The 11,144-nt window shown below is 44.0% G+C and carries 9 protein-coding genes; 3 read left to right on the forward strand and 6 right to left on the reverse strand.

The genetic code is table 11. From position 1 onward, the window contains the following. The first annotated feature begins 170 nt into the window (after positions 1 to 170). Positions 171 to 554: a DUF2147 domain-containing protein gene (locus L0J61_RS05200; RefSeq protein ID WP_301465283.1), complete on the forward strand. Its 384-nt coding sequence runs from the start codon at positions 171 to 173 to the stop codon at positions 552 to 554. A 233-nt stretch (positions 555 to 787) separates the two neighbouring features. Here the strand turns inward: L0J61_RS05200 and L0J61_RS05205 are convergent, their stop codons facing one another. From L0J61_RS05205 to L0J61_RS05220, 4 genes are all read right to left on the reverse strand, one after another. Further along, positions 788 to 2,050 (reverse strand): ammonium transporter, encoded by a 1,263-nt coding sequence (locus tag L0J61_RS05205; protein ID WP_301465284.1) that lies wholly within the window; start codon positions 2,048 to 2,050, stop codon positions 788 to 790. A 79-nt stretch (positions 2,051 to 2,129) separates the two neighbouring features. Then, on the reverse strand, positions 2,130 to 2,468 hold the full coding sequence (locus L0J61_RS05210; RefSeq protein ID WP_301465285.1) for a P-II family nitrogen regulator: 339 nt from the start codon (positions 2,466 to 2,468) through the stop codon (positions 2,130 to 2,132). Between the two features lie 474 nt (positions 2,469 to 2,942). Next, on the reverse strand, positions 2,943 to 3,797 hold the full coding sequence (locus L0J61_RS05215) for a universal stress protein (RefSeq protein ID WP_301465286.1): 855 nt from the start codon (positions 3,795 to 3,797) through the stop codon (positions 2,943 to 2,945). A 213-nt stretch (positions 3,798 to 4,010) separates the two neighbouring features. Further along, positions 4,011 to 5,510 (reverse strand): SulP family inorganic anion transporter, encoded by a 1,500-nt coding sequence (locus L0J61_RS05220; RefSeq protein ID WP_301465287.1) that lies wholly within the window; start codon positions 5,508 to 5,510, stop codon positions 4,011 to 4,013. Between the two features lie 712 nt (positions 5,511 to 6,222). Between L0J61_RS05220 and murD the strand changes: the two genes are divergently transcribed. Continuing rightward, positions 6,223 to 7,635: a UDP-N-acetylmuramoyl-L-alanine--D-glutamate ligase gene (gene murD, locus L0J61_RS05225; RefSeq protein ID WP_301465288.1), complete on the forward strand. Its 1,413-nt coding sequence runs from the start codon at positions 6,223 to 6,225 to the stop codon at positions 7,633 to 7,635. A gap of 427 nt (positions 7,636 to 8,062) precedes the next feature. Beyond that, positions 8,063 to 9,187: an FtsW/RodA/SpoVE family cell cycle protein gene (locus L0J61_RS05230; protein WP_301465291.1), complete on the forward strand. Its 1,125-nt coding sequence runs from the start codon at positions 8,063 to 8,065 to the stop codon at positions 9,185 to 9,187. A gap of 65 nt (positions 9,188 to 9,252) precedes the next feature. Here the strand turns inward: L0J61_RS05230 and gluQRS are convergent, their stop codons facing one another. Both gluQRS and dksA read right to left on the reverse strand, forming a co-directional pair. Then, positions 9,253 to 10,197, reverse strand: a complete 945-nt coding sequence (gene gluQRS / locus L0J61_RS05235; protein ID WP_301465289.1) for a tRNA glutamyl-Q(34) synthetase GluQRS — start codon at positions 10,195 to 10,197, stop codon at positions 9,253 to 9,255. 195 nt (positions 10,198 to 10,392) lie between these two features. Further along, positions 10,393 to 10,830 carry an RNA polymerase-binding protein DksA gene (gene dksA / locus L0J61_RS05240; RefSeq protein ID WP_301465290.1) on the reverse strand — a complete coding sequence of 146 codons (438 nt, stop codon included), beginning with the start codon at positions 10,828 to 10,830 and terminating at the stop codon, positions 10,393 to 10,395. Positions 10,831 to 11,144 lie beyond the last annotated feature (314 nt).

An 11,144-nucleotide genomic window follows, 5' to 3' on the forward strand; every position in this document is an offset into this window, starting at 1 on the left:
GTGAGCGAGCGGGTTCATCATTTTCAGACTGTTATAGTTAACCTAAACTACCAATCAACAATGAAACATATGATCCGCAAGGCTTGTACTAAAAGATGCTAGCAAGGGAGTAGCATTGAACATCAGAAACATAACGTTTCGAGTAACCATTATATGAAAGGAGTCAATTTATGAAAATATTTACGAAAACTGCTATAGCAGCTGCTGGTATTGGCATGGCAACCATGGCGTTCGCTGCTGATCCACTGCATAATACTACGTGGCAGACTTATGACGAAGGTCAACCAAAAGGTGTGGTTAAGATCACCGAATCGAACGGAGTATTGACTGGTAAGTTGATCGCTGGCTCTACTCAAAAAGCCAAGCAGTATGTCGGCAGGACAGTCATTAAAAACCTAAAAGCTGACGGTGGCGGTAAATATAGCGGTGGTACGATCACTGATCCTGCAAAAGACAAGGATTATCGTATGACTGCAGACTTAAGTGGCAACACCTTAAAGTTAAAGGGATATATCGGTCCATTTTCACGTAGTCAAGAGTGGAAGAAGAAATAAACTTATCGCTTAGCTTCACATCGAATTGATAGCTAACACATAAAAAAACCCCGCATTACCGAAAGGTTTGCGGGGTTTTTAGTATTGCGACTTATCTAAAGTTTGTATGTCTAAAGCTTATATGACTGTCGAAATACTAAAGTAGCAAGAAAAACGAGTGTCAGTTATCTGTGAGAGTATTCTATTAGAACAAGCAAGTCTGACACCGTTAATCATGCTTTGTGCAGTTATACTTATACTACGAACTCTGGATATGCGTCCATACCACACTCTGATCTATCAGCACCTTCGTATTCTTCTTCTTCAGTGATACGTAGACCCATGATCAGCTTGATGATACTCCAAACTATAAAGCTTGCAACAAATACCCAAGCAAAGATGGTGGCTGCACCAGCGATTTGACCTATGAAAGTCGATGCTGGGTTGGTGATTGGTACAAGTAATAGACCAAATAGACCAACGACGCCGTGAACTGAGATTGCACCAACTGGGTCATCAATTTTCACTTTATCTAATGCTAGGATAGATAGTACAACGATAACACCAGCAATCACACCAAAGATGGTCGCCTGTAGGGCAGTCGGTGTAGAAGGCTCAGCAGTGATGGCTACTAGTCCAGCCAATGCACCATTTAATAGCATGGTTAAATCAGCTTTGCCAAAGATAACACGTGCAATTAAGAACGCACCGATTGCACCACCAGCTGCAGCAGCATTGGTATTCAAGAAGACAACAGCAACTGCGTTTGCACTAGCGATATCGCCAAGCTTTAGTACAGAACCACCATTGAAGCCAAACCAACCTAACCACAATATCAACGTACCAAGCGCTGCTAGTGGTAGGTTTGCACCTGGAATCGCACGTATCTCACCTTTAGGACCATACTTACCTTTACGAGCACCTAGTAGTAACACACCTGATAGAGCTGCTGCTGCGCCTGCCATGTGTACGATACCAGAGCCTGCAAAGTCAGAAAAGCCCATGTCGCCAAGATTGAACATACCAAAGACGTCCTGACCACCCCAAGTCCAACTACCTTCTATAGGATAAATGACACCAGTCATTACCACGGCAAATAGCAAGAATGCCCAGAGCTTCATGCGCTCAGCTACGGCACCTGATACGATCGACATACAGGTTGCTACAAACACTACTTGGAAGAAAAAGTCAGAGGCCCCAGAGTAGACTGAGTCACCGCCAAAGCCGTTTTCAGCAGACGCTGCTAACGCGTCATCTACCAATGACTCACCACCTGCGATGCCACTTAAAAATAAGTCGCCGCCATACATGATGGCGTAACCGCATACCATATACATAGTACAAGAAACGGCAAATAGTGTGATGTTTTTGGTTAGGATTTCAACAGTGTTTTTTGAACGGACTAGCCCAGATTCGAGCATGGTGAAACCCGCTGCCATCCACATGACGAGCGCGCCACACATTAAGAAATAGAACGTATCCAGGGCATACTGGAGCTCAAAGATTTGGTTTTGCATGTTAATTCCCCCTTGAATTGATGCAATAGTAAAGCGTTAGGTTGGACCTATAATCTGTGTCTGTGTTGAGTCATGCGCCTTAAATAGCGTCAGGACCAGTCTCGTTCGTGCGAATACGAATAACTTGCTCGAGTGGCGTGACGAAGATTTTGCCGTCACCGATCTTGCCTGTGCTAGCAATGCGAGTAATGGCTTCGATGGCAGGGTCAACCATTTCATCGATTACAGCGGCTTCGACTTTGACTTTAGGTAAAAAGTCGACCACGTATTCTGCGCCACGGTATAGTTCTGTGTGACCTTTTTGGCGACCGAAACCTTTGACTTCAGTGACGGTAACACCTTTAACACCGATGTCAGAAAGCGCTTCACGTACATCGTCGAGCTTAAATGGTTTTAAGATCGCAGTGATTAGCTTCATAAAAAATTCCTTATTTGTGTGATGCGGAAGGTTGATAGAGGCATTATGGTGCGTCTTATCGCTATCTTGCTTACCCTAAAATCATTCAAGAATTGTGCCAAACCTACTCAAGGGGGTCGGTAGTTTTGGCATTATTTATTCTAAAATCACTAAGGTCATCGCAAATGATAGTGCCTGCAAGGCAATGATAACCACCATTATACATAGAAAACAAGTGAATCAAACTTTGGTATTAAGCCAATGATAAATTTATTATAACCAACTTTTTGGGTACTTGTGCGCGCTATCGCCCGATTTCGTGTGTTGATTTGATAACTTGATTGGCGTCACGTTAAGCAAGACTGGGTAAATAGTACCAGCAAAAAAGCCAGCGAAGTGCTGGCATAGGGGTTGATGTGCGGTCGAGCATGAAAGTGTTGGTGCTTATATGCTGTGCTCACTCTCAGAAAAGCGTTGGTATTATTGGTTTTTAGCCTAGGCCTTAGGAAACAGGAGGTGCGGAGTTTTGGTGCTGCCTAGTAGTTTTTCGGTATCGCTGCCTCGTAACAGCTCGCGTAGACGGGACTGACCAAAAGCACCTGACATCAAGATACCAATGTCATTTTCATTTTGATAATAATGTAGGGCTGATGTCACATCGTGGCTGTTTAGCAGTGATTTTTTGGATTTAATGCCGGCTTGTTTGAGCCGAGCATAAGCTTCACGGAGTGCGTCGCAGTTTCCAGAGGTTTTTTTACCGACCATGACAATATGAACGGTCAATGAGCGAAAAAGCGAGGTCTTACATAGCCAGTTCAGCAACTTATGACAGGTTGGACTATTGTCAAAAGCAAATAAAGCCGTCTTAGGGGGCAAAAATGGTGCATGAGTCACCAAAATGGGGCAGTGACTGACCCTAATGAGTTGGCTCAATGTGGATTTGCAGGTGACATGATGACCGATGACGATTAATTGCGCCTTGTCATCAACGTAGTCGATACTTTCATTGAGGTGTTCATGTCGATGTAAGGTATAGGTTTTGAGTTTTTGGCGTTGTTGTTCGCAATACGTGGTGGCTTGATGGAGCAGAAGTCGGCCTTGGGCTTTTAATTCACAATTACCTATATGTTCTTTGATGGTAAATTGCTCGAGCAAGTTATTTTCGTCATCGATATTTAGGCAGCCTGAATAGTTTACAGCTGCTTTTTGCTGCAAACTTGGCGCAGCGTGTAACAGCCCAATAGGCGCTTGTAGGCGAGTAGCAGCCCACATGCTGGCTTCTAACACTGCTTGCACGTGTTCAGGACAGTCCAGGCATCCAATTACGCTGTCGGGTTTCAAATTACTCATAAGATACCACATTATTCTAATAAGAAAAACAAAGCTGCTTGGTTCGAGGATAAGGCAGTCATACTCACTTCCAAATTCTCTCAACCAATGCAGCTGTTTATAAAACTATATTCGTAACTACTTGCTGATTATTTAAGGTGCTAATAAGGTACTAGATATAAAGTGCTAGGGCGTATCCTCAGTTCGGTCGAAAATTGATTAAACGGGCTGTCATTAATCTAACAGACCAATATCTCGGCGATCATGGATAGAGAAACGATCTATCAGTGTTCTGCTCGCATTATTTAGTCCTACTACTTTGACATCAATGCCTTCTCGTTGCAAGCGTATGACTAGCTTGTCCAGCGTGTCTACCGCACTGACGTCCCAGAAGTGAGCTTGACTGACATCAATTTGAATACTATCTACCGCTTCTTTTGCATCAAAGCTATTTAAAAACTGGGTGGTAGACGCAAAAAATACTTGGCCTTGAACATAGTAGTAACGACTGTTATTACTATCATCGTACTCACTGAATATGGTCAAGAATTGCCCAATTTTATTGGCAAATGCCAAAGCAGATAACAGGACACCGACACCCACACCATAGGCTAGGTTGTGTGTAAACACCGTGGTCAAAACAGTCGCTAGCATCACGATGTTAAAAGACATAGGATGGGTTTTAAACTCGCGGATGGACTGCCAGTTGAAGGTACCTATTGACACCATGATCATCACAGCGACCAGCGCTGCCATTGGAATTTGGCTGACCCACTCGCTCAAAAATACAACCATGATAAGCAGTACAACACCCGCTATTAAGGTAGATAAGCGCGTACGTCCGCCAGATTTAACGTTGATCATCGATTGACCAATCATTGCACAGCCAGCCATACCACCAAAGAAGCCTGACACCACGTTTGCTATACCTTGACCACGGCATTCTTTATTTTTGTCACTGGGTGTGTCGGTCAGCTCATCGACAATAGTCGTCGTCATCATCGACTCCAACAAGCCAACAATCGCCAGTGCTATAGAATAAGGTGCGATGATCAATAAAGTGTTTAGATTCAATGGAATATCAGGTAACAAAAACATCGGTAATGAGTCAGGCAAATCGCCCATACTGCCGACATTACGAATATCAAGATTCATATACATGGCAACAGCGGTCAAACCAACAATACAAATAAGTGGTGAAGGGATCACGCGACCTATTTTAGGAATCAGTGGAAATAAGTAAATAATCCCCAAGCCCACTGCTGTCATGATATAAACGGTCATACCGACCCGCTCAGTCATGGGGTTGAGTTCGGGTAACTGGGCGGCAAATATCAAGATTGCCAGTGCATTGACGAAGCCAATAACCACCGACCGAGAGACAAATCGCATCAAATTACCGAGCTTTAGAATCCCCATCACGACCTGAATGGCACCGCATAATAAGGTGGCGGCCAGTAAATACTGCAAACCATGCTCAGCAACCAAATCGACCATCACCAGTGCCATCGCACCGGTAGCGGCTGAAATCATGCCTGGGCGACCACCGACGAAACTGATGACGACAGCGATACAAAAAGAGGCGTATAAACCGACCTTTGGGTCAACACCAGCGATGATAGAGAAGGCAATGGCTTCGGGGATCAAGGCCAGCGCAACGACCAAACCTGATAAAACGTCACCGCGAACATTGGAAAACCACTCGTCACGTAAGTTATCGATAAAAGATGTCATAAGCAAGCTTCATAGGGTTAGAGGCAAAAGAAATAATCATTACTCATTAATAAGATGATCGCGTTGCTATATTTAATAAGATGATCGCGTTGCTATATAAATAGCTTTTCATCTGTCTGTCGCCACAACATGCGCTGAGTCATATTGTGATTTTGAATTATTAAAGGCCGATAATAATCCTGTCATCGGATTCATTATTGACTGATACGCTCGTCAATAATGAATCCGATGACAAGTTCAGTATGCTTACCTAAAAAAATTGTTTATAAAGGTCGCCTGAAGTAGTGTGCTCAAATAACACCTACAGTAATCTAAAGAGTTCATAACGAGATGCTGTGGTAGCAGGTGATAAGTATGCTATCAAATAAACGCTGTCGTCTATTATTGCACGATCACAGTACCAATCATTGCCAAAGAAATGTGACAACGTGATAAACTAAAATGCTTGGGTTAATACCCAATGATTAAAGGCTGGGGCGGTTATTATAGCACTAGCCCCTCAATATAAAAACAGGCGCATAATAGCACAAAGTTATAAAAAATCAGTACCGAAGTCTGAACGATACCGTTATCATGCCTTTCATCATGACAGCATCACTAAACCGACTCTTATACCGTATTGGTTGGTACTATATTGATTGGTACTACATTAGCTGGTGCTATATTGGTCAGTTGATGCTACTTTGTTCGTTCAAGAAAAAAAGGAATAGATATGACATCCCACTCTGCAACAGATGCCTTACTTCATAAAGGCGATGGTTTACAAGTCGTGGTTGGTTTGGGACAGTCTGGGCTATCCGTTGCACGGTATTTATCCAAGCAAGGCTATCAAGTTGCCGTCACTGATAGCCAGGCTACCCCAAGCTTAGCAGGTCAGCTGCCAGATGAAATCAATATTCGTCAGTTCGGCACCATTGATGCCGAACTGTTGCAGCAAGCCGCACGTATTATTATAAGCCCTGGTATCTCACCAAAAACAGAAGCAGTTGCTGCCGCGCGCCATGCCAATATTCCAGTAGTCAGCGATATTCAATTGTTTTGTGAGGCCTGTACGGTACCGATAGTAGCAATCACAGGCTCCAATGCGAAAAGCACGGTGACTACGTTGGTCGGTCAAATGGCAGCCGATGCGGGTGTTCAGGTCGGTGTTGGTGGCAACATCGGTGTTCCTGCGTTGACATTACTGGATGATAAAGAGATGGCGTTAGCCGTGTTAGAGTTGTCCAGCTTTCAGTTAGAAACGGTGACCAATTTGGGAGCACAGGTAGCAACGGTGTTGAACATGTCACCTGATCATTTGGATCGACACGGTGATATGCTTGGCTACCATCAAGCCAAACACCGTATCTTTCAAGGTGCCAAATCAGTGGTCATCAATCGTGAAGATGCGTTGACACGTCCACTGGTAGCGGATAACTTACCGAGAGTCAGCACAGGTGTTCATGCGCCAGACAAAGATCAATACGGACTTATTACTGATCCTGAGGGTCAGATTTATTTGGCACGCGGTACAGAAAGGCTACTGTCAGCAGACAAACTGTTGATTAAAGGTCGTCATAATTTGCTCAATGCTCAAGCAGCGTTAGCATTGGGTGAGCTTGTAGGTTTATCATTAGACAGTATGTTGGATACACTGCAACAATTCACCGGCCTGGAACATCGTTGTCAATACATCGCAAAGGTTAATGGCATTGATTACTTCAATGATTCAAAAGGAACCAATATCGGCTCAACGATGGCTGCCATTGAAGGTTTGGGTGCGGTTTATGCACCAAAAGATGGTAAGTTGCTGTTAGTGCTAGGTGGACAAGGTAAAGGTCAGGCGTTTGGAGAGCTGACGACTTTGATTAACCAGTATGTGGGCCAAGTGGTATTTATCGGTGAGGATAGTTCGTTGATTGAGGAGCACCTACGGGCGGCGAATTTAAGTGCTGATGTGGTCGTGCATCAATGTCAGACGTTAGAAAATGCTTTTTCCACCATTCAACAAGTGACAAGTAGCAGTCTATCGCAAGTGCAAGCAGTCCTGTTGTCACCTGCCTGCGCTAGTTTTGATCAGTATAGTGGCTATGTCGCTCGAGGTGAGCATTTTCGTAAACTGACCAGCCAGCTAGAAGGCGCGTAATTAGATGGTGCGCCGACCAACTCATAATCTTGAAGACGCTTGATGGCAATGACTGGTGTTAAACCAATACGCGCATATTTAGTGTATTGCCGTGACGAGCGAGTATTTTCTGTATAAACGATTGTTTTGATTGTGGATTACTGCTACTGTCAGGCATAACCAGTGGGCTGAGTGGTACGGTAGTATATTTGCTCAGTGTGCTTGCTTGGTTTTCTGTCAGTCAGTTAGTGAGCGGTGGCAGGCAGTTATTAATCAGTTATTTATCATTGTCTGTTTGCTGTTATTTGCTTTATATTTTTTAAACGGTGGCGTTGTATAGACGCCGTGTTTTTCGTTCGTTAGTGTATACAAAATTATGTCCATCTCTTCCTTTTTTCGTTCTTCGTCCCAAACAAAAAAAACCTCTGCCTCCGATGGTGTTTTGTCGATGCCTTCAGCGCGTGCCGTCTTAATATCTAGCGTAGGTTGTATGCTGGTGCTTAGCTTGCTGATGGTGGCATCTGCTTCTATTCCTTTCGCGCTTAGTCGTGGTATGCCAGAGTTACAGTTTTTCAGAAACCAACTCCTATATATGACCATCGGGTTTGTGGCGGCGACTATTCCTTATTATTTTCTGTCTTTAAAAAGGCTATATAAGACCGAGACTCAGTTTATATTACTGGGGATTACAGGTGTCCTGTTGGTGGCTGTGTTGTTTAGCACGCCTATTAATGGTGCCAAGCGTTGGTTGCAGTTAGGTGGATTTAATTTTCAGGTAGCCGAGTTAGTCAAGTTGGTTATGATCGTTTTCGTTTCTGATTTTGTGGTACGCCGCTCTTTCGAAGTTCGTAACGGTATGGATGGTTTTTTGCGGATTTTGTTGGTGGTCGTGCTACTGACGGTGTTGCTACTATCGCAACCAGATTTTGGTTCGCTTGTCGTGATTTTGGGTACTATCTTTGCGATTTTTTATATCGCTGGAGCACCTTACAAGCACTTTATCGCATTGGGGGCGGCTGCTATTGGCGGCTTGGTTTTGATGGTGACGACAGCGCAATACCGAGTGGTGCGTGTGATGTCATTTGTCAATCCGTTCGATGATGTACAAGACACTGATTACCAATTGGCGCGTAGTTTAATAGCCTTTGGTCGTGGGCAGTTTACGGGCGTTGGATATGGTGAGAGTGTACAAAAACTCTCGCACTTACCTGAAGCCCACACCGACTTTTTATTGGCAATCACTGGTGAGGAGTTGGGATTTGTTGGGGTTGCGATGGTATTGATACTTGAGGCTCTGATTATTGCCAGTGCGATGCGTATCAGTTATAACGCATTAAAACGCCGACAGATGCGTATGAGTTATACGGCTTTTGGTATCGGCGTGGTGTTCATCGGGCAAACGATTATTAATGCAGCGATGAATATGGGTGCGATTCCGACCAAAGGTTTGACGATGCCCTTCTTTAGTTATGGCGGATCTTCGATGCTCGTTAGCCTACTTATGGTAGCGCTATTGCTCAAAATATATAAAGAAAGTGCACAAATCGAAAAAAGCCAGTGCCGTTATTATTAGTAGAGGGCAGGGGTATAAATAAGAGCGCCGCTATTTTTTATAGTGGCGTTTTTTGTTTGCTATCTTCAAGCATTGACGCTGCTCAATTGCTGTTTACCTTGTAGAGGGGTGTTGTCCCATTGAGCAATCGCTTGCTTTAGCATGTTTTTAGGCGTATCAGTATCGACGGTTGGTTGCTGTAATAATTGTAGGGCACTAGCAATGAGTGCGCTTGGGTTGCAGATGTTGATTGGCTGCGCTAGATTTTGTTTAGAGAGCTTTTGACCATCATCGTGGCATATTAGGGGTAGGTGATACCATTGGTCAATGCCTGGCAAGCGAGCGGCCTCCATAATGCTGATTTGTGCTGTGGTCATGGGTAAAATATCTAAACCGCGCATGATATGAGTGACTTTTTGCAGACCATCATCGAGACTGGCGGCCAATATATAGTTGATCATGCCATCTTGCCGGCGCACGACCATATCTCCTAGTGTCTGCTGAGGATTAGCCCACTGTAGTCCTTGTATGCCGTCCTTGAAGCCAATCTGATAGTTTGGTAGTTGTATGCGTAGCTTATGCTTCTGCCTATCTAGAGCAGCCGCTATACAGCAGCGTGGATAGCATTTTTTATTGAGTGTTTTATTATTGCCATCCCCATCGGCTTGACGCTGCTCCTCTTTAGCCCAGTATCTTGCTAGGTCTTTACGTGAGCATTGACAGCCATAAGTCAGAGGGAGTAGTGCTGACGATAAGTAGTCATTGTAAATATCAATGCGTTCAGACTGATGAATAACGTCACCATCCCAGTGTAGCCCAAGGGTGTCTAAATCGAGCAAAATCTGATCTGTAAACTGTCTATCACAGCGTTCGATGTCTGTATCTTCGATACGCAGCAGCCATTTACCGCCCAGTGATTTAATGTGACAAAAGCTGGCAAGGGCAGTGGTAAATGAGCCCAGATGTAGCTCACCAGTGGGTGAAGGGGCAAAGCGTCCAATAGGCTGCGATGGTACGGTCTGAGTAAGCATAGGCGTGTGGAAGGCTTTCAAGCTAGTGAATGATTGATAATCAAGAGGCATTTACTGTTAGGGCTAGATTGACTGATTAAACTGCTCAACACGCGCTAAATGTCGTGAGTTAAAGAACCTTCTTTTAAAATGCCACAAGCGACCATATTACGGTCGCTTGTGGCTTTGGTTCTACTACTACCGTGTAATACCCTCTTAAGCACCTTGGTTTTGACGTTCTTTCATTTCGGATAATGTCTTGCAGTCGATACACTGAGTGGCTGTTGGACGTGCTTCGAGACGACGCAGACCAATCTCGACACCGCAAGTCTCACAAAAACCATAGTCATCATTTTCGATTTCAGCCATAGACTTGTCGATTTTGCGGATTAGCTTACGTTCACGGTCGCGAGTACGTAGGGCCAAGGCAAACTCTTCCTCTTGGGTGGCACGATCATTGATATCCGGCATGGCGCTTGACTCATCTTGGATATAAGTCTTGGTACGATCTGCTTCGCCAATCAATTGGTTTTTCCAGGCCAATAAAATGGCTTTAAAATGCTCTAATTGAGCATCAGACATGTATTCTTCATCTTTGGCTGGCTCATAAGGAGTAAACTTCACTTCACTCGGGTTCGTGGTTACGGAGCTCATATAGGTATCCTACTTTTTCAAATTAATCCAATAAAACGACATATCAACAGATAAGGCGTTATTAATTTTACAAACGTTATAATGTCGTCCATTTATAAAACGTTTTACCACTGGGTAACACAGCTAACTCTATTACTATGAATATATTAATGGTTAGGCAGACGATAGGGCTTCTTTTTATATAAATAGTGTCGCCTAAATTATGTCACCAAACGCTGATGGTCAAAACAACTTTTTTGCCATCTCAGCCATCGTGGCTATGATCAATGACCTTGTCCACTCTCCAAAATTAGATGGTCCTGACCATATCTCAT

It is taken from the genome of Psychrobacter sp., from assembly GCF_030457785.1.
Taxonomy (GTDB): Bacteria; Pseudomonadota; Gammaproteobacteria; order Pseudomonadales; family Moraxellaceae; genus Psychrobacter.

What these genes read in the sequence shown, in the direction of transcription:
- L0J61_RS05200 (WP_301465283.1), top strand. Translation starts at nt 171, where the DNA reads ATGAAAATATTTACGAAAACTGCTATAGCAGCTGCTGGTATTGGCATG.
- L0J61_RS05205 (WP_301465284.1), bottom strand. Translation starts at nt 2,050, where the DNA reads ATGCAAAACCAAATCTTTGAGCTCCAGTATGCCCTGGATACGTTCTAT.
- L0J61_RS05210 (WP_301465285.1), bottom strand. Translation starts at nt 2,468, where the DNA reads ATGAAGCTAATCACTGCGATCTTAAAACCATTTAAGCTCGACGATGTA.
- L0J61_RS05215 (WP_301465286.1), bottom strand. Translation starts at nt 3,797, where the DNA reads ATGAGTAATTTGAAACCCGACAGCGTAATTGGATGCCTGGACTGTCCT.
- L0J61_RS05220 (WP_301465287.1), bottom strand. Translation starts at nt 5,510, where the DNA reads ATGACATCTTTTATCGATAACTTACGTGACGAGTGGTTTTCCAATGTT.
- murD (WP_301465288.1), top strand. Translation starts at nt 6,223, where the DNA reads ATGACATCCCACTCTGCAACAGATGCCTTACTTCATAAAGGCGATGGT.
- L0J61_RS05230 (WP_301465291.1), top strand. Translation starts at nt 8,063, where the DNA reads ATGCCTTCAGCGCGTGCCGTCTTAATATCTAGCGTAGGTTGTATGCTG.
- gluQRS (WP_301465289.1), bottom strand. Translation starts at nt 10,197, where the DNA reads ATGCTTACTCAGACCGTACCATCGCAGCCTATTGGACGCTTTGCCCCT.
- dksA (WP_301465290.1), bottom strand. Translation starts at nt 10,830, where the DNA reads ATGAGCTCCGTAACCACGAACCCGAGTGAAGTGAAGTTTACTCCTTAT.